At 49.1% G+C, this 17,862-nt stretch carries 18 protein-coding genes; 4 read left to right on the plus strand and 14 right to left on the minus strand.

From position 1 onward, the window contains the following. Positions 1–74 precede the first annotated feature (74 nt). Positions 75–1,676 (minus strand): ribosomal protection-like ABC-F family protein, encoded by a 1,602-nt coding sequence (gene abc-f, locus LN737_RS20335; protein ID WP_405511655.1) that lies wholly within the window; start codon positions 1,674–1,676, stop codon positions 75–77. 170 nt (positions 1,677–1,846) lie between these two features. Further along, complete coding sequence (locus LN737_RS20340) at positions 1,847–3,898, minus strand: glycoside hydrolase family 127 protein (protein ID WP_405511656.1); 2,052 nt, start codon at positions 3,896–3,898, stop codon at positions 1,847–1,849. A gap of 191 nt (positions 3,899–4,089) precedes the next feature. Here LN737_RS20340 and LN737_RS20345 point away from each other — a divergent pair, with 191 nt between their 5' ends. Together LN737_RS20345 and LN737_RS20350 are read left to right on the plus strand one after the other, a co-directional pair. Next, entirely contained in the window at positions 4,090–4,380 is a 291-nt protein-coding gene (locus LN737_RS20345; RefSeq protein ID WP_405511657.1) for a hypothetical protein, read from the plus strand. Positions 4,381–4,410: 30 nt separating this feature from the next. After that, positions 4,411–4,617 carry a hypothetical protein gene (locus tag LN737_RS20350; RefSeq protein WP_405511658.1) on the plus strand — a complete coding sequence of 69 codons (207 nt, stop codon included), beginning with the start codon at positions 4,411–4,413 and terminating at the stop codon, positions 4,615–4,617. A gap of 176 nt (positions 4,618–4,793) precedes the next feature. Here LN737_RS20350 and LN737_RS20355 read toward each other — a convergent pair whose 3' ends face one another. From LN737_RS20355 to LN737_RS20390, 8 genes are all read right to left on the minus strand, one after another. Further along, on the minus strand, positions 4,794–5,345 hold the full coding sequence (locus LN737_RS20355) for a DUF4256 domain-containing protein (RefSeq protein ID WP_405511659.1): 552 nt from the start codon (positions 5,343–5,345) through the stop codon (positions 4,794–4,796). A gap of 8 nt (positions 5,346–5,353) precedes the next feature. After that, positions 5,354–5,845 carry an SRPBCC domain-containing protein gene (locus LN737_RS20360; protein WP_405511660.1) on the minus strand — a complete coding sequence of 164 codons (492 nt, stop codon included), beginning with the start codon at positions 5,843–5,845 and terminating at the stop codon, positions 5,354–5,356. 6 nt (positions 5,846–5,851) lie between these two features. Beyond that, a complete protein-coding gene (locus LN737_RS20365; RefSeq protein WP_405511661.1) occupies positions 5,852–6,175 on the minus strand; it encodes a helix-turn-helix transcriptional regulator in 324 nt (107 codons plus the stop codon). 232 nt (positions 6,176–6,407) lie between these two features. Further along, entirely contained in the window at positions 6,408–6,818 is a 411-nt protein-coding gene (locus LN737_RS20370) for a RidA family protein (protein WP_405511662.1), read from the minus strand. A 119-nt stretch (positions 6,819–6,937) separates the two neighbouring features. Next, positions 6,938–7,930 carry a sulfite exporter TauE/SafE family protein gene (locus LN737_RS20375; protein WP_405511663.1) on the minus strand — a complete coding sequence of 331 codons (993 nt, stop codon included), beginning with the start codon at positions 7,928–7,930 and terminating at the stop codon, positions 6,938–6,940. Between the two features lie 117 nt (positions 7,931–8,047). Then, positions 8,048–8,299 carry a hypothetical protein gene (locus tag LN737_RS20380; RefSeq protein ID WP_405511664.1) on the minus strand — a complete coding sequence of 84 codons (252 nt, stop codon included), beginning with the start codon at positions 8,297–8,299 and terminating at the stop codon, positions 8,048–8,050. A 68-nt stretch (positions 8,300–8,367) separates the two neighbouring features. Further along, the gene (locus LN737_RS20385) at positions 8,368–8,694 is read right to left on the minus strand and encodes a hypothetical protein (RefSeq protein WP_405511665.1); all 327 of its coding nucleotides are present in this window, start codon (positions 8,692–8,694) and stop codon (positions 8,368–8,370) included. A 171-nt stretch (positions 8,695–8,865) separates the two neighbouring features. Then, positions 8,866–9,426, minus strand: a complete 561-nt coding sequence (locus LN737_RS20390; protein ID WP_405511666.1) for a carboxymuconolactone decarboxylase family protein — start codon at positions 9,424–9,426, stop codon at positions 8,866–8,868. Between the two features lie 131 nt (positions 9,427–9,557). On the opposite strand from LN737_RS20390, the gene LN737_RS20395 reads away from it, so the two are divergent. Continuing rightward, positions 9,558–9,764 carry a hypothetical protein gene (locus LN737_RS20395; RefSeq protein ID WP_405511667.1) on the plus strand — a complete coding sequence of 69 codons (207 nt, stop codon included), beginning with the start codon at positions 9,558–9,560 and terminating at the stop codon, positions 9,762–9,764. Positions 9,765–9,805: 41 nt separating this feature from the next. On the opposite strand, the gene LN737_RS20400 is transcribed toward LN737_RS20395, so the two are convergent. Next, positions 9,806–10,354 (minus strand): hypothetical protein, encoded by a 549-nt coding sequence (locus LN737_RS20400; RefSeq protein WP_405511668.1) that lies wholly within the window; start codon positions 10,352–10,354, stop codon positions 9,806–9,808. 173 nt (positions 10,355–10,527) lie between these two features. After that, the gene (locus tag LN737_RS20405) at positions 10,528–11,760 is read right to left on the minus strand and encodes a dipeptidase (RefSeq protein ID WP_405511669.1); all 1,233 of its coding nucleotides are present in this window, start codon (positions 11,758–11,760) and stop codon (positions 10,528–10,530) included. A 332-nt stretch (positions 11,761–12,092) separates the two neighbouring features. Here LN737_RS20405 and LN737_RS20410 point away from each other — a divergent pair, with 332 nt between their 5' ends. Beyond that, entirely contained in the window at positions 12,093–14,447 is a 2,355-nt protein-coding gene (locus LN737_RS20410; protein WP_405511670.1) for a T9SS type A sorting domain-containing protein, read from the plus strand. A gap of 82 nt (positions 14,448–14,529) precedes the next feature. Here LN737_RS20410 and LN737_RS20415 read toward each other — a convergent pair whose 3' ends face one another. Together LN737_RS20415 and ppsA are read right to left on the minus strand one after the other, a co-directional pair. Further along, positions 14,530–15,015, minus strand: coding sequence for a hypothetical protein (locus LN737_RS20415; RefSeq protein WP_405511671.1), 486 nt, complete (start codon positions 15,013–15,015; stop codon positions 14,530–14,532). Positions 15,016–15,237: 222 nt separating this feature from the next. Continuing rightward, positions 15,238–17,853, minus strand: a complete 2,616-nt coding sequence (gene ppsA, locus LN737_RS20420; protein ID WP_405511672.1) for a phosphoenolpyruvate synthase — start codon at positions 17,851–17,853, stop codon at positions 15,238–15,240. Between the last annotated feature and the right edge of the window lie 9 nt (positions 17,854–17,862).

Genomic DNA, 17,862 nt, shown 5'->3' on the forward strand with positions numbered 1-17,862 from the left:
ATGTTATCGTGCTGAAAGTCCGGAGTTTGTGTGACTTAGCATAGGACGGTAAACCTAAAATTACGGCAGGATTTTTAATAACTTTTGTCGCCCAGTTTGATAATTCGCCCAATATGTATCTGCTCCAGAAACGATTCGTCGTGCGACACAACAAGGAGTGTGCCCTGGTATTCGTTGATCGCTGCGGTCAGAATATCGATGCTTTGAAGATCAAGATTATTGGTAGGTTCGTCTAAAACAATAATGTCCGGAGCCTGCTGGCCAATGGTGAGGCAGCAAAGCATCAGCCGCATTTTTTCGCCACCGCTCAGGGCTGCGCAGGGCTTATCCCAATCGGCTTTCGTAAATAAAAACCGGTTGAGCCGGATTTTCACTTCATGCTCCTGCAAGGCCGAAACGTTGAATTGCTGGGCCTGCTCGTAAATAGTTAACGTAGTATCGATCAGCGAATAATCCTGATCGATATAAACTGATTTGTTGTCGGCTCTGCTAGCTGTGCCCTGGCTGGGTTCCCGTTCGCCCAGAATGATTTTTATCAGGGTTGATTTTCCCGAACCGTTCAGCCCTTTCAGCGAAATACGTTCCCCACTGGTGAGCTGGAAACGTAACGGTTCCGACCAAAGCAGTTTATCCGTGTAAGCAAAATTGATGTCATTTGCCGTGAACAGTATTTTCCCTTTATGGAGCGTGGAATTGTCAAAACCGAATCGCATCCTGTCCGTATCAGGTAATTCTTTACGCAGTTCGCTCAACTCTTCAGAAATCGACTCAACTTTTTCCGCATGAACACCTTTTAAGCGGGACGTACTTTGCTCGGCATTATTGCGGAGAGTGTTCATGAGTATGGTGGGCAGGCCAGCTTTTTCCTGCTTCTTTTTGCCCCGTGCATCGAGTTTCTGCTTCCTTTCGGCGGTTTCGCGCTCAAGTTCCCGAGCCTTCCGCAACGCCTTCTCTTTACTACGTACGTCCTGGTTCAGGGCATTGTTTTCAACCGATTTCTGCGCTACGTAGAAATCGTAGTTGCCACCATATACAGTGATGTTACGCTTGCTAAGTTCATACACCAGATCAAGCAGGTTCAGCAATTTCCGGTCGTGACTCACAACCACCAACGTTTCGGAACTAGCCTCAATATAGTTATACAGCAATTGCCGTCCTGCCGTGTCGAGGTGGTTGCTGGGCTCATCCAGCAGAACGATATCGGGCTTGTGGATCAAAATACCAGCCAGAAACACTTTGGTTTTTTGCCCACCACTCAAGGTTTTCATGGGCTGATTCAACTCCAGTTCTTCCAGTTGCCAATGACTTAACGCTTCCTGACAACGCTCTTCGATGGTCCAGTCATCATCTAGCAGCGTCAGGTTGGCCTCCGTTACGTTGCCGTCCAGAATTTCCTGTAAAGCCTGTAATTTTTCGGCCACCCGAAGGGCCTGCGCTACGTTGAGATCGTTAAACTGACCAACAAGCTGAGGAACGTAATAAGGCGCCGAATGAACAGTGACAGAGCCGGATGCAGGTTGTAACTCACCCGCTATGATTTTCAGCAGGGTTGACTTACCCGTGCCGTTATTACCAATCAGGGCAACTTTGTCGTGACGATTGATTGTCAGATTTATGTCGTCGAACAATAAATCTTTATTGGGATGATAGTAGGATATATGTTGGAGGTTAATCATAATTTCTTTCGGAACGAGGTGAATGACTATAGCTAACCGACCGGCGGCTGTACTACTGGTTTCCCTGAAAGAAATTAAATCCTACATGAACGGAGACGTATTGACTTGGCTTTGCAAAGTTAAGAAGAATTTTGCAGCGGGTGTTTCGAGTACGATGGTCTAACTACGGGTTATCGGATCAACGGTATCCAGACTTCCATTTCCGAATGACCCCGATTGGCCCAGGCGTAATACGGAATCAGGCGAACGTGGGTGGCGACAGGCGCTTTGTCCGACACTTCCCGGTATAACTGGTTTGACCAGTTGCCTTCGTTCAACAGGTTTGCATCGCCCTCAAGCGCCATCATCTCACTGTTGTCTATCCGGACCAGGGTTGGTTTGAACGTAGCTTTCGTTGAAAGGGCAATGTTGGTCAGCTTCGTTTTCGAATTATCGACCGATTCCAGACAGTATACGATCGGTCCACGTTTAACGGCCACCTGATTACGATTTTCTTCAACCAGCGGATTCGACTCAATCAGTTTAACGGGCATGGGCAGGTTGATTTCGACCTTATCCCCTGCTTTCCAGCCTCGGTTGATTTCGGCGTATTCGCCCGAGTTGATAGAAGCCGTAATAGCTATTCCATTTACCTTAATTGTTGCCCCCTGACACCAGCCCGGAATACGGACAAACAGCGAGAAGGGTTTTGCGGGTGCCTGCTCGAGTTGTAGATTAATGGCGCCATCCCAGGGATAGTTCGTTGTTTGCGTCAGTCGAAGGGATGAGCCATCTTTGAGTGCCGTGTTCAACTGACTACCACCAAACAGATTCAGCCACAGGCCTTTGGCGGAAATACTGTATGCGTAACTGCTCACTTCGGCCATGGTCCGTACCGTATTGGGCGGGCAGCAATTCGACAGCCGGATATACGGCTGACGGCCACCCATCCAACGCATCTGATATGGGTAATCGTTAGAAGCGCTGAGCGGGTTTGTATAGAAAAACTTGGTGCCGTCCAGATTCACACCCGACAGAATCGCGTTGTATAACTCCAGCTCCATTACGTCGGCGTATTTGGCCTGCCCCGTTATTTGCAGCATCCGGTAATTCCAGAGCAGGTTACCAATGTTGGCACAGGTTTCGTTATGCGCCGAATGATTAGGCAGTTGATACGCTTTTCCGTAGGCCTGATGAATTTTCTGAACCGTATCGGGTTTGTACGACGTACCTTCCGGAGAAACCCCATCGTAGAGTGCCCCGCAGCCACCCGTTACGTACATCTTGCGGTTTACTACGTCGTCCCACAGCCGATCGAGCGTAGTCAGCAACGTACTGTCTCCGGTTTCGGCAAAGACATCGGCGGCACCGGCAAACAGATAATTCGCCCGGACGGCATGACCAATCACTTTTGTCATCTGCCGAAACGGCACCCGGTCTGAGTTGTCGTCGGTTCCTTCCGACATACCCCGAATGTCGATCAGCTTTTTGGCAAGCGCCAGATATTTTGGATCGTGTGTTGTGCGGTACATCTCCGTAATGCCCATGTAATGCGACGGGCAGATGGCGTTACGTGCCTGTTCAGGACTGGCAATGTTGTAAAATCCAATCAGAAAATCAGTCGCTTTTTTGGCAATGTTCAGCAGCGAGGCTTTGCCCGTTGCCCGGTAGTGCACACAGGCGGCCGTCATAAGGTGGCCAAAGTTGTACGCTTCAAAGCTGAGCTTATCACGGAAGGCCGCCCCGTCAGACATCCTGGTCTCTCCCGTTTTCTTTTGCTGGATTATCGCCTTGGTGTATACGTAGCCGTCGGGCGCCTGCGCTTTGGCAATCACGGCAATGGCTTTATCCATCTGCTCGTCCAGCTTTTTATCTTTCGTGAGCGCATACATACTCGCCACCGACTCCAGCGTCTTGTAAAAATCGCCGTCGTGAAACGAAGGGCCTTTAAAATCACCCGATTTCAGACCGGCGGCTATTTCAAAATTGCGGAATGCATGGCTTACGTTCGGATCGGTGTAGGTGTCCCACAGGTGCGGCACCATCGAATCGCGGCAAACGGCAAAACGGTCGGCCCAGAAACCAGTCGTCCATTTGACGGCGTTGAGGTCAGAGCTTTCCAGCCGGGCAAACTTACTTTTTGAGGTATTAACAAGCGCGTTAGTCTGCCCCCAGGCTGTAGAGAGCGACATAAGCGTAACGGCCAGTAAAGGGTATCGGAGTAGCGTGTTGCAGCGGTTCATGACAAACAAGTAGCCTAAAAACCAAAATTAATAGCAATAATTCCTTACAAAATATGCTATTTTCTCCGGTGATTGTAGCATGTTAGCATGTGAATGAAAGCAATACCGACGTGAATTAAAATTTTAACTGTTTCACTTTGTATTTCAAAGTGCTTTGCTAACTTTGTTACGTCATTTAAACCAGAACCTGTATGATTACTACAAACAACCGACTTACTGGCATTTTGCTGGCAGTAGCATTTCTCTTGTCTATTCCACTCATTGCGATGCAGTTCACTGATGAAGTGAAGTGGGGTCTGTTCGATTTTATCGTGGCGGGTACGCTGCTGCTCGGTACGGGGTTGATGTGTGAGCTTGTATTAAGAACGGTGCGCAAACGGGAGTACCGCATTGGGCTTTGCGTTATTATTCTGATTGCCCTGTTCCTGATTTGGGCAGAGATTGCCGTGGGTATTTTCGGAAGCCCAATTGCCGGAAGCTAGAAAGGTGTGGAGACGTTAAACAGAGCCAACATGAAAAACAAAACAGGTAAACTTATTGGTTTTATCTTAGGCCAAACTGGCTTTCTGTTCCTGTTTAAACTGATCATCCTTGATACTACACATCCTGAGGATGAACTCGCACCGGGAATTGTAGTGATTGCGTCAATCCTGAGTGGGTTATTCTTTGCTTTTGTAGGGGCTTTTATGCAGACCTATTTTGACAAGCAGAAATACTAACCGGCAATGACCCGGAACGCCAATTACCGGAGGCTAGATAATAAATCCACCAAAACCGTGTAGGCTATAACCAAGAGCCTGGAAATTCACAGAAGTTACTACTCTGCGTACTTCCAGGCTCTTGGTTTATCCTGAATGCTTGTGTCAAAAGCTACCCCTTCGCTGTTTGCTATACGTTACACCTTAAGCGAACCACGGAATCCCCTGACTCCGTAGTAGGATTCGGCGCCATTGTGATACACAAAAACAGTCTCGTAGCGACGGTCGCAAAAGAGCGCACCGCCGAGTTTTCGGATAGCTGGAGGAGTTACGATCCAGCTCGACGTTTTCAAATCGAACTTCCCAAGTGTCTGTAACTCCCGATATTGCTCTTCCGTTAATAGCTCAATGCCCATAGCAGCTGCCATATCCATAGCGCTACTGGTCGGTTTGTTCTCTTTTCTGGATTCCAGCGCTTCCCGATCAAAGCAAATACTCCGGCGACCTTTGGGTGTTTCGGCCGAGCAATCATAAAAAATATATTCACCCGTACGGGTATCCTGACCAACAACATCCGGTTCACCGCCGGTATTTTCCATTTCCTGCAGCGACCAAAGTTTTTCTGGATTCGCTTCCAGCCTGGCCTGTACAGCGGCCCACTCCAGACCTTGATGTCGATTTGTATTTTTCTCGAAACGAGCCTTCAACAGGCTAATTTGTTTATCGCGTTGTTCAGATGACAGCTCCATTTTACTGTTTATTTTAGCTCTTGCTGTTGAATATGTGCGTCTAATTTGCTTACGACACTCTGCAACCGGTTATGGGCCATATTGATACCTTGAGAAAAGGGCAGTTGCAGCATCTGGTCCCGGAGGGCGGCAGATTTATAAATGACATGCATTGTCAGTCTGCTGGTCTCATTGGTGAGTGATCCGAACTCCAGAAACTCAAGCTGGACGCCAAAGGGGGCGCCTTCCATTTCAAACGTCCGGGTGATTTTCTGATTCGGAACAAACTCGTGGATTACTCCATTGAACCCGTGTTTATTTCCCTTTGGATCAGTAGTCTCAAATTGCCAGCTACCGTGTTTTTTATTCTCGAGTTTGAGCACTTTGGTCCCCATCCACTGTTCAACAATGTCGGGCTCTACGTACGCCTTAAACAGCAATTCCAGCGGCAAATCAAATTCTCTGGTAATTACTAAATCCTGTTTGCCTTCTTCGGCATGGACTTTTGTTTTTCGCTCCATAGTGGTTTATTTTTTTGCCTGATAGTTTTTCATAACCGCTTCCAGCTTATTGAACCGGTCATCCCACATCTGACGGAATGGCTCAAGAAAGTCAGCTACTTCTTTCATTTTCGTTGCATTGATGTGATAATAAATCTCCCGGCCGTTCTGCTCCTGTTTCAGCAATTCGCACTCAGTAAGTATCTGGAGGTGTTTGGAAACGGTCGGGCGGGCCGTATCGAAGTTTGCCGCTATGGCACCCGCTGTCATGGATTGTGACGCTACCAGCAGCAGGATGGCCCGCCTTGTCGGGTCGGCTATGGCCTGAAAAACGTCGCGTCTTAAGTTCATTGCGTAGTCATTTGACTACAAATATACGCGTAGCCAAATGACTACGCAAATTATTTCATATAAACATTGCAGGAACGTGTAAGGAAATCGATTGAGCGTAGTTTCGCTATTTAGGACGAGTTCTGTCGCCTACGTTGAGGATGATTTTAGTTCGTTGAGGTGCAGTAGCCAGAGACACCAGCGACCCTACTTTTCAGGTGAAGCGTTACGTTTACCGCCCAGTTTTTTCATTTTACCCCTCAGTTTTGAAGGCGACGGCTTCAATCTCGACCAGATAATCGGGGTTAGCCAAGCCGGCCACAATGACACCGGTGATTACCGGAGGATTGCTCAACTTTTCTAAGAAAGTCTTAGCACCTTCAAATCCTTTTCTTACATCCTGCCCCTGCACGATATAAATCGTCAGTTTAAACAAGTCGTCCAACGTTGCCTGGCAGGCGTTCAACGCCGTTTCAATAGTTTGTAAAATGTATTCGGTTTGCCGGGCTATATCCCCTTTACCAATTATCTCCAGGTCTTTCGTTCTTGCGTTTTGCCCGCCAATGTAAATCGTTTTCCCACTTCCTTTAGTGATCGCAATCTGAGAAAACGCAGGGTTTTTCAGCAAATCATCCGGGTTGATGAAATCTATGTTGTTGTTCATAGTTCAATTTGGTTATCGATGTAGTTTAATACAATGATGTGCTAACTACTAAACAGACGAATATTCAATTCGTTTGAAACACCTAACCCGCCTTATTGAACATATTTTAAAGATATCAGTCAGGCTACTGTACGGCGCCGTAATCGGGCAATGTAGGCAAACAAGCCAAGACCTGCCGCAAGCGTTATGATACTGAGCAGCCATTGGGAGGGCGAGGGTTTAATAACAACCATAGCGCCAGCAAATTGCACCATCAAAATCACGTAGAGCAGTCGGGCAATAATTGATCTGGCGAGTTTTGTAATAACAAAAGCGCCCAGCGGAGCAAAGAAAACGACAACAGGAATGCAGGTTAACCATAATTCCAGCGACTCCTGACTGAAATCGTGGAGGATTTGGGCGTGCAGAAAAAAACCCAGTAACGTCTCAATGGTCATGATGATGACCGACGATGGTGTCGCTACTTTCTCATTGAGCCCGTAATAAATCGTGACCAGACAAAACGTAAAAATGTTGATGCCCGTCCCAAAGATAGACGAGATAATCCCACCTACCAGGCCGAACAGAGCCAGTCGAATCATATCGGACGTTTGAAAATTAGGAATAGCGTCAAAAACGATGCGGGATGGGTTACGATTTTCTCGCCAGAGCGTGATGCCGAAACTGAGCCAGAGCGAAACAAAAAACAACTTGGCAGCTACGGGAGAGATAAGGGGAACCACGTAATAGGTTCCGAAAATAAGCCCGAAAACGCCCCCCAGCGTTACGTATCGGATGTAGTTCCAGTCGACCCGAACGTGTAATCCTAAAATCAGCAAGGTGGCCGAAGTCATGCCAATACTCTGAATGGCGAACGAGAAATTGCGCGCTACCGGTGGCGGAATTTTCAGTAGTAACGTAAATACAGGGTAAGAGATGGCTGCGCTTCCCTCCGGACTCGACCCGGCTATGAAAGAGCCCAGAATCATCGTCAGTGCGGCTGCCCATCGGCGCATCAGAAAACCTACGTCCGGTAACGAATTCATGTACCAGGCCCAACTGCTCAAAACGCTGACCAGAAAGAGAAAATAAAGAATCGGAATACGACGGACTGGCCGCGCGGAGGTAGACATGGTGGGGTGATAAACAGATGGACGATACGTACCAATTCAGCATCGGGCTAAAAACAACCTAAGAGCTGACTGCAATTTAGCAACCAGCTCTTAGGTTTAAATCCTTAAAAAAGGCTTTTACTTTTTCAGCAAACCGAGAATAGTTTCCTGATTCGCCAAGATGGCATCCAGTGTTTCCTGATTTTTGAGAATAGCCTGCTGATTACCTAAAATGCTATCCTGATTGGCAATGATGGTTTTCTGGTTGTTGAGAATTGTATCGAGGCTGTCCTGATTTTTGAGGATAGATTCCTGATTATGCAGAATTGTCTCCTGGTTATGCAGAATTGATTCCTGATTTTTTAACACTTGGTCATTTTGAGATTCCATACTTCGTTTTGATTTAGTTAAATAAATGGATTGGCAAGATTTATCCATACACATGCCCCGTACGCCCGTTACAACGCGTATTGCTGCCGAACAATGTGGCTCGTTTCGGACTGCACTTCGTCCGTCTGAGCCGATACCGGTTGCTCAGAAATACTGGGGTGAGTATGCGGTTGATGAGGCTCGTGCTGCAGCCACTTCTGGAAGCGCCGGGTAAGAAAGGGCAGCGCCAGACAGACCATATAGGGCACGAGTAAACAGGTCAGGCAAAACGTGCGCGCGATTAAGGGCCATTGAGCTATAAACGGGAACTGAGCAAGACCATAGCTGATAATTGTACTGAAAGGAAACATGGCCGACCATACCAGCAAGGCCATCTTCCATTTATTAATTTTCATGGGAAAATCGGTTTAGGTAAATGTGATATACCCTATGCTTAATTCATTAAGAGCGTTAAATTTGGAGGTGTAAATGTCCCCACCCGTTAAAACTGGTGGGGAACACGAAAACCAACCTATGATATACTTGCGAACCGGATCAATACGTCGTATTGATCCGGTTCTTTTGTTTTAAGCGGGCTGCGTTTCGTTGTAATGCACATAGCCTCTTGTAGCCAGTGCCTCACCCATGTCGGCATAAACTTCTGCGTCGTGAGGTGCCCAAGTGGCAAGCCCATCTACGTAGCGATTATACATACAGAAAGCAGCAGCAATCAGCACAGTGTCGTGAATATCCCGGTCGGAAGCGCCCTGCTCCCGTGCCGCCGTTATTTGCTCGTGGGTTACGTGTTTACCGCCCTGCTGCACACTCCCGGCAATAGCCAGTAATGCTTTCATCTTATCAGACACAGGGGCCGTATCGGGGTTTGCCCAGGTTTTGGCGACCACCTCATTCTCGCGGCCGAGCAGATAGTCGGCGGCCGCACCGTGACTGGTCGAACAGAAAAAACAATCATTCCGTCGTGACGTGTAAGATGCAATCAGTTCGCGTTCGCCCTGTGTAAGCGACTCACTGGCATTGGTACGTAACAAAACTTCGGCTAACCCATTCAGAGGTATAGTCGTTTGAGGGCTAAAAGCCATAGGCCCCAGAATACCGGGCAACCCTTCGGGTAATTGAATATGTGGCATTGTTGTTTTACGCTTAGCGATTGATATTGTACTATTTGTGCGTTTCGAAAAAACGCACTAGGTCTGGTGCCGGTCGAATTACCGAATCAGTGAGGTCGACCGATAATCAATAGCCTGACTTCCCTGGGGCCATGAGCCACGGGTGTGATGAGCTAACCTCAGGTGCTGAAGTGAGTCTACGCCCGCAGATGGCCAGGACAGGTACGCTGCATGGCTTGTGTAAACGAGGATCTGTAGTGAACGGACACGTATTACGTAGCCGATCAGGAACAGACGACACCTATACACCGAACGAAGCGGCAAAGGCAACCAGCAAAATCAATGAGCAGGGAGAATAGATACCAACCATTCTGGCAGGTGTAGCCTGGCAGTATTTCCCCTAAGCGGCCCGTTCGGGCGGGGGAGCGTGAATAGACGCGGTGCGCGTGGAAAAGATAAATGAGGCCCCAGGAATCCGGCTAGACTGGATAAGGGTACCCGGCAACATATGGAGCGTTATCGATGACCCTGGAGAATATTCTTTCAGCAATAATTTCAGTAACTGGCTGTCTTTATGCTCGGAATCGGATGATGCCGCGAGATGATCGTTCATAAAAGCGAGCAGATCTTCCTGCCAGAGGGAATGATTCTGCGACTCCAGACCAGCAATGAGCAGTCTGCCATTCTGTACTTCCAGACTTACAACGGTGTAGTAATGACCCCGATACCGAAATCCATCCTCGGTTGTGTGAGCGATGGCTGTGACCTCAGTCTGGTCGGTCAACGGAACCTGAAATTCAACGATGCTGTCTACTGAGCGGAATACCTGCAAGCGTTTCGACAGGTCATTTTCGGCCTGCCACCACCCCCCTATCCCCACGATGGCACTGGCCAACATGTGGCATACGAGCAGCGCAAATAAGCCTATCGAGACCTGCTTCTGTAGCATGGGGAGACGTGATTCTTCGTAAAGATAATACGCCCGTTTAATAATCAGCAAGTAAGTAGCACTAAATCTTGATTTTTTTGAATTGTAGTATACCCTCCGTTTAGCCTACAAACCTGATTGTTTACCGCAGACCGTCCGCAATTGTATAGCAGACGAGCCCATACTTTTCCGATTTAATGACCAGCAGTGGCGGCATCAAATACGCGGCAAAAGTTTTCGCCACCGATTTTCGCGATTTCATCCTCCGTAAATCCTGTCTTTAACAGCGCATCGACAACAGCGTAATAGAAACCAACTTTCTGATCATGCCAGGCTTCGTTTGTTCGCTCACCAACTCTGGGCCGGTTGTTACCACCGCCATTCTGGCCATTATTATTCGGAGGAGGGCCACCCTGTGAATTATTACTTCCAGACTGAGAGCCAGAGCCGCCCGGCCTGGGCCCAGCGTTAGGAGATCGGTAAGCTGGCGTCAATTTGGTATCGGTACCGATGCAGACATGGTCAACGCCGACGACCTCTACCAGTGCCCTGATATTCTGGGCGTATTCCAATGGCGAATCGGCCAGGTGAGTCCACACACCAATAACGCCCCCATCATTGGCTACAATCTTAGCCTGCCCCTTACTGATGAGCCTGGGCCGCATCATTTTAGCCATGACCTGGTTCAGCCCCAACTGAGTGTCCAGACCGGTATGTGAAATGAGTACCGGCCTGGTCGTTACGTTCAGCGCAGCGTCTATAGTCCTATTACTGGCATGGGTGAGGTCGATAAGTATGCCCAGCTTATTGCATTCTTTGATAACATTCGCTCCGAATTCGGTGAGGCCACCAAACTGTGGAGGTTTTGTATAAACGTCGCCTAATGGAACAGACGCATCGTTATCGTGAAGGAGTCCAAGGTGACGCAGGCCGCGTTTGTAAGCTACTGTGAGTCGATCCAGCTGGCCTTCGAGAAAGTGACCACCCTCCACCGACTGTATGACGGTCGGCTCCTGCTTTTTATGAGCAGCACGAAGGTCGGCCAGATTCAGCGAGCGCTTCAGTTTGTTGCTTTCCAGTACATTGTCCATAGCCGCCAACCCGTTCATGAACCGATCATTACCATCGCCGGGGTTTACAAGCCGTTGGTAATCGACAGCGAATGTCATACAAATAGCCGATAAGCCTGATTTCTTCATCTCACTTGCCAGGTCGACGGTTGGGCCGGGTAATTCCGAGGCATTTATCGGAACATCAATGTGATTGTGCGTATCGACGCCTATGGTTTTCGCTACGATGGCTGCTACCCGTGGGTCGATCTCGTCAATGGCCCACGACATACGCGGATTCAGCATGAATACTGTCCCGGCTCCGGTTAGGGTGGTTATAAACTTCCGGCGTGACCATTCTGAGGGAGCTATTTTCATTTTTTTAGACAGGTGAGTTGCCGATAAAACAGGCAGACGGCTGTAAGTTAACACTAGTACGTCCGTCTACCTGTTAATGTGGCAATGTTTCCTGATGCGTTCTCTTATTACCAGAGGATCGCTCTTATTTTGAGGATGCCCTACTGTTCATAGAGTCTATACAACTACCTGCTAATCAGCAACTACGTAAGGGATAAATCTCAATTTTCCAGCATTGTATGACGCTGACTGTATAGATTTCTGACCAGATTGTTTACCGTTTGCTCAATGGGTGTTATCGCCGACCACTCACTTACCGACAAAAGACGTGAACATTTAAAGCAAACAAACCCATGTCTACTGTTACGTATTACTGTTCCAATCGGGTCAATTCGTTTACCACTCAACTCTTCACTGGTCTGTTTTTATTGATAACCCTGGCCGTTACCGCTCAAAGTAACTGGGTCGCCAGAAGGCCGTTTAACCTCAGTGCGATCACCAACAAATACGGTTTGTTCATCGGGGTAGGCACCGACAATACTGTAGCGCTCTCAAGCAACGGAACCACTTGGATGAAAGGTCTGATCGGTACTACAAGTCAACTCAATGGGGTGACCGTGGGTTCACCCGTTGTCGGCGTTGTTACGGTTGGAACCAATGGTATCATTCTGGGGAGTAGCGACGGAGGCTATTCCTGGTCCATAAAAACATCGCCGACGACTAATACGCTAAATGATATTACCTACGGCAATTCATTGTACGTAGCGGTTGGCAATAACAGCACGATCCTGACATCGCCGGACGGCACTACCTGGACGGTTCGCTACGCAAACACGCCCGTACCCGTTACGTTGCGGGGGGTTACGTACAGTGGTGGTCAGTTTGTTGCAGTGGGCTACGGGGGCGTTGTTCTGACATCACTGAACGGCATCTCCTGGACCATGCGCCAGACCAATTCGGGAGCAGCCCTGGAAGACGTTGCCTACGGAAACGGCAAATACGTAGCGGTGGGCGGCTATCCGAACAACCATAAGCTTATTTCAACCGACGGAATTACCTGGACCGCGCAGGCGCCAACTTACGATACCAACTACAACCTATATGATATAACCTTTGGAAACGGCCAGTTCGTTGCCGTCGGCTACAACGGCACCGTGCTGACTTCACCTAATGCGGTTACCTGGACAAAACGTAACATTGGCCTGCTGGAAACGATGCTGGGCGTTGTGTATGCCAATAATCAGTTTATTACGGTCGGTACCAGCATTCGCCGATCCACCGATGGCGTCAGCTGGCAGGCAACCAATGCACCAGACGGACAAAGTAATCTGAACGGTGTTGCGTACGGAAATGGCCGGTATTCCGTACTCGGAAACAGCTATAACAACTCATCAACGGCACAGGCGCTGGTGTCGACAGACGGTGTGAGTTTTACCCGCACTGAATTTGGCAATTATATCGGTCCGAGTGATGTGGTGTTTGGACTGAATAACCTGTTCGTTTCGGTCGATTATTATGGCAATATTTTCTCGTCAACGGATGGGGTCGCCTGGACGTTTCGCTATCTGGGAGCGGGCTACAAAGCCGTAACCTACGGCAAAGGCCGATACGTGGCAGTTGGTCAGGGGCAGGCCGCCGTATCGACCAACGGGCTGACCTGGACCCAATCATCCATGCAGACATCGACGGCTTTTCAGGACGTAACCTGCGGCAATGGACTGTTTGTAGCCGTCGGTACTGGTGGGGCAATTTATACATCGACTGACGGTGTCACCTGGACAAGCCGCGTCTCCAACACAACCAATACGTTGAGTGGCATCGCCTATGGCAATGGGTATTTTGTGGCCGTCGGCAGCGGAGGGGGGAATCTTCGTCGCTCCGTCGATGGTATCACCTGGACGGGCAGCGGCAATACGTCAAGCACCGGAACCGGCAGCATTACGTTCGGCAATGGTCAGTTCGTGATTGCGGGCAATACGTCCGTCATGACAACGCTCGATGGTCTGAATCCCGTTTCTAAAAGCGTGCCCGGCAACATCGGCAATCTGAATTCAATACGTTATCTGAACTGGCAATTTATAGCTGTCGGCGAAAAAGGCACCATCCTCACATCGACCGCCGATCCCATGCCGTTTTCTATCTCGGGCGTAACGCTCTTTAGCTGCGATGTGATGAGACCGGGCACCCAGTACACGCCAGAGTTGCGGGCCGTACGGTTTGCTCCTGCCTATTCGGGCACCTTCACTCCACCCATGAGCTATTCCGTGGTGGGCCTATTACAGCCGACAACAAATCCGGACGCCATTATTTACCCCTTTGTTGATAACCCGACGGTCACCATCGTGGCCTGGGATTCTCAGGGTCATAAAGCCAGTTTTGCCTGGAACTGGTTGTCCCGCTGCAACAACGGCCTGCGAAAGGCAAGCGAAGAAAGTTCGAATCCAGCGAATGACAGTAAATTACAGATAGTAGTGCTGGGAAATCCCACACGTAATGAAACCGTTGAGGTAGAAATCAGCGGAGTAAGTGACGAGTCTGTCAGCCTGGATGTTGTCAATGAACAGGGCCAGCTAATCAGTCAGCAACGTATTGAACGCGGTGCGGCTGCGGGGAAACTTCAGGTACAACTGGGCCGTACTACGGGGCTCTACCTATTAAACGTGCAAACGGCTACTCAGCGTCAGGCTGTGAAACTGGTGAAAGAATAGAGTAACTAATTATAAGCCCGACTTCTGGGGAAGTCGGGCTTAGCTATCGATTGGAAAGCAGCTTAAAATATGGAGTTGCTGATTAATTTTTCGAGAACAGAACGGTTATCATCGCTTTGCCTTTTTCGTTATCCTCGAGCACCATAACCATTTTACCAGCTGCCCTCCAGATCGCACTATGGTGATCAACGGGTCCCTCTTTCGTTGACGGATTGGTATTGTCAGTCGAGGGTTTCCCGTACTGCTCCGTTAAGTACGCTTTTAATTTATTGTATCGATCAACATACGCTTGTTTGGAAGGTGATGGTGACAGAAAGTGATACGTAGCGCCTACAAGCTGGTTTTCTTCGAACAGATAATACAAGTCTCCGTGCTCCTGATCCAGCGACACGTTGGTATAGGTGAGCTGACCGTCTTTCTCGGCGGATGGTTTCTGGGATTCGGTGGCTTTAACCTCCGCTGCGCTCATACCAAAACGGGCACTTCGTATGTCAGTCTGGGACGTAACGGTTTGTGAAAAAGCGGCAAGTGAGATCAGTAAGCAGAAAAACAGAGTCGGGTAGTTCATAATGCTGAGTAATTTGAGTAATTGCTATAGTTGGTTCGTGAGCAATTTCGTCCAAAAACCAGCCTCCGCCTTCCAATTAATGAGTTACCGGCTGTAAACGATAGCCACGAAACTGATCAAGAACAATAAAAGCAGAAACGGGAAGCTACGAATGCGTTTACTTTTTATGAGCCTGATTGACGATCCGTGTATAAACAATCGGCTGCTTATACGTTTGCCGGTTTACAGGATTTCGACATAGCCATCTGTGCCATTCACCCGGATTCGCTCTCCGTCTTTGATCAGTTTGGTGGCATTGTCTATGCCCACAACGGCGGGTAATCCATATTCACGGGCAATTACGGCTCCGTGGGTCATCAGACCTCCCACCTCGGTAATCAGTCCTTTTATGGCGACAAACAAGGGCGTCCAACTGGGGTCGGTAAAGGGAGTGACCAGTATATCACCCTCTTCCAGATCGGCATCTTCCATGTTCAGAATAACCCGCGCCCGTCCTTCGATAAGACCGGCCGAAACAGGCAGGCCAACAATAGCGTTAGCCGGAAGATTATCGCGTTTGTACTGCCCCCTGATGATTTCTCCGTCGGACGTCATCACACGGGGTGGCGCCAACTTCTTATTGTGTTTGTACTCCGTTTTCCGGCGAGTGATGAGCTGGTCATCGAGTCTAAGGGTACGTATGGTTTCGCGAAGCTCGTCGAACGTCAGGTAGTAGATATCTTCTTTTTCGTGGATAACTTTCGCCTGTACAAGCCGCTCAGCTTCGTTCAACAATGCCTGCTTGTAGACGTAGTAGCGACTAACGATGTCGTATTTTGGATACTCACGATACCCGGCAAGGTTACGGACCAGATCGATCATCCGACTGGTTTCTTTCGCTTTTTCGTCGCCATCCGGCAATTGGCTCAGCCGGTCCAGAATCTCCTGTTTTTTCGTCAGTGCTTCCTGTAGTCCCCGCTCAAATCGTCTACGGCTTTCGCCCGGCTCAAAGTTTTTTATATTGCTCAGAATCAGTGGAACAAGCGTAACTGGATTTTCGCTCCAGCGGGTTCTGGTAATGTCGATCTCTCCGGCGCAGCGCATGCCATATTTGGTAAGAAAGCCATTGATGGCGTCTTGGGCTTTCTGTCCGCCTTCAAACGTCGCCAGTTCATCCAAAAAGGTATCGTCTTTTACCTGCTGTAAATACGCAACAATTTCCGGATAAGGGCGAATCATGTCCGCGACATCCAACAGCGCCAGCCCCATTTCGGACGTAATGTTGTTGGGTACTGATTGAGTTAGTTTATCCGCTACGGCCTTTTCACCCAGCCACCTCTCTACGTGTTCGTTGATCCATGAAGCCGCGTTCATGCCCGTCATGATGATCCCAAAACTTTGTGGATTAGTGGCCCCCCTTTTTGAATGCTGGGTCGTTTCCAGAATAAAATCAATCAGGTCCGTGCCGGATTTCGACTGGATGGTTTGTTTTAACTCGGCTATTGCGGCTTCACTACGCTCGATCAACTCCGAAACAACGGCTGGATCGTAGTCGGCCAGGGTTTGATAATCGACTGGCGGTGGTCCCTGATTTCGGTTGCCCGGAGCCGGTTCCTCCTGACCATCCGGTAGCGATTTGATAAAATCGTTACGTTCCAGTAGGGTTGTAAAGGCGTCCCGAATGAGCGGGTCCGATTTGCCCAGCACATTGACGAGCATGTGTCGTTTCGTGGGTGAAGCCAGATCATTGGCAACATCCACAAAGATCCGTCCACCCGCCGTAGGCATCGGCCGGCCCGCCGTTAACTGCCACATCGATATGCCCAACGGCTTCATGGCATCGGTCATCATTTGCTGGTGGCCAACCGATACGTACACATGGTTCTCGTCATCAGCCGCTTCGGGGATGGGGAATAACGTAGTAATGGGTCGGCTCTGGACAATGTAAATCGTGTCGTCCGCCAGGCACCATTCAATGTCCTGCGGCTGACCGAAATGCGCTTCGATTGTCCGGCCGATACGTTCGAGCTGCAAAATCTGCTGATCCGTCAGCGCTTGTCGGTTCTGCTGATCTGGCTCAATCGCCTGCTCAGTCGTGCCACCACCTCTGACGGCGTAAATAGCCAGTTTCTTGATAGAAATGTTTTTCTCGATAATCTCGCTGTTGCGCACTTTATAATTATCCGCATTAACCAGACCCGAGACCAGTGCTTCCCCAAGACCAAAACTGGCATCAATGGACACTACCTTGCGGTTGCCCGAAATGGGGTCGGCCGTAAACAGAATGCCTGATACCTGCGGGAAAACCATTTTCTGAACCACCACCGCCAGCCGGACTTTACGGTGATCGAAACCCTGCTGGATGCGGTAGGTTACGGCTCGCTCGGTGAACAGAGATGCCCAGCACTTGCTGATGTACTGTAAGATAGCATCTCTGCCAATACTATTCAGATACGTATCCTGCTGACCCGCAAAGGAAGCCGTTGGCAGATCTTCGGCCGTGGCGCTGGACCGCACCGCATAAGCCTCCTGCTCACCAATCGTTTTGAGATGCCCAGCAATCGCTTCGGCTATAACCACTGAAATGGGAATATTTTCGATCGCTGCACGAATTTCGGCGCTGATCGCACTGATGTCATTCCGATTATCTACGTGTAAAACGGCCAACTGATCAAGCAGCGAATGAACCGTTGCGTTATTTTCAACAAGCTCTTTATAAACTTCCGTCGTTACGCAAAAGCCTTCTGGTACGTATAAGCCATCGATGCGGGACAGTTCCCCCAGGTTAGCTCCCTTCCCGCCGACAACGCTGAGCTTTGTTTTATCAATACTCTGAAAATCCAGTGTGTATGAGTCCATGTAAGGGAT

It is taken from the genome of Spirosoma sp. KNUC1025 (assembly GCF_045160025.1).
Lineage (GTDB): Bacteria > Bacteroidota > Bacteroidia > Cytophagales > Spirosomataceae > Spirosoma.

Bases quoted from the DNA above. Each gene is read 5' to 3' on its own strand.
- LN737_RS20340 (WP_405511656.1), bottom strand. From the start codon at position 3,898: ATGAACCGCTGCAACACGCTACTCCGATACCCTTTACTGGCCGTTACG.
- ppsA (WP_405511672.1), bottom strand. From the start codon at position 17,853: ATGGACTCATACACACTGGATTTTCAGAGTATTGATAAAACAAAGCTC.
- abc-f (WP_405511655.1), bottom strand. From the start codon at position 1,676: ATGATTAACCTCCAACATATATCCTACTATCATCCCAATAAAGATTTA.
- LN737_RS20345 (WP_405511657.1), top strand. From the start codon at position 4,090: ATGATTACTACAAACAACCGACTTACTGGCATTTTGCTGGCAGTAGCA.
- LN737_RS20375 (WP_405511663.1), bottom strand. From the start codon at position 7,930: ATGTCTACCTCCGCGCGGCCAGTCCGTCGTATTCCGATTCTTTATTTT.
- LN737_RS20370 (WP_405511662.1), bottom strand. From the start codon at position 6,818: ATGAACAACAACATAGATTTCATCAACCCGGATGATTTGCTGAAAAAC.
- LN737_RS20350 (WP_405511658.1), top strand. From the start codon at position 4,411: ATGAAAAACAAAACAGGTAAACTTATTGGTTTTATCTTAGGCCAAACT.
- LN737_RS20400 (WP_405511668.1), bottom strand. From the start codon at position 10,354: ATGCTACAGAAGCAGGTCTCGATAGGCTTATTTGCGCTGCTCGTATGC.
- LN737_RS20405 (WP_405511669.1), bottom strand. From the start codon at position 11,760: ATGAAAATAGCTCCCTCAGAATGGTCACGCCGGAAGTTTATAACCACC.
- LN737_RS20355 (WP_405511659.1), bottom strand. From the start codon at position 5,345: ATGGAGCTGTCATCTGAACAACGCGATAAACAAATTAGCCTGTTGAAG.
- LN737_RS20395 (WP_405511667.1), top strand. From the start codon at position 9,558: ATGAGCCACGGGTGTGATGAGCTAACCTCAGGTGCTGAAGTGAGTCTA.
- LN737_RS20415 (WP_405511671.1), bottom strand. From the start codon at position 15,015: ATGAACTACCCGACTCTGTTTTTCTGCTTACTGATCTCACTTGCCGCT.
- LN737_RS20385 (WP_405511665.1), bottom strand. From the start codon at position 8,694: ATGAAAATTAATAAATGGAAGATGGCCTTGCTGGTATGGTCGGCCATG.
- LN737_RS20360 (WP_405511660.1), bottom strand. From the start codon at position 5,845: ATGGAGCGAAAAACAAAAGTCCATGCCGAAGAAGGCAAACAGGATTTA.
- LN737_RS20365 (WP_405511661.1), bottom strand. From the start codon at position 6,175: ATGAACTTAAGACGCGACGTTTTTCAGGCCATAGCCGACCCGACAAGG.
- LN737_RS20410 (WP_405511670.1), top strand. From the start codon at position 12,093: ATGTCTACTGTTACGTATTACTGTTCCAATCGGGTCAATTCGTTTACC.
- LN737_RS20380 (WP_405511664.1), bottom strand. From the start codon at position 8,299: ATGGAATCTCAAAATGACCAAGTGTTAAAAAATCAGGAATCAATTCTG.
- LN737_RS20390 (WP_405511666.1), bottom strand. From the start codon at position 9,426: ATGCCACATATTCAATTACCCGAAGGGTTGCCCGGTATTCTGGGGCCT.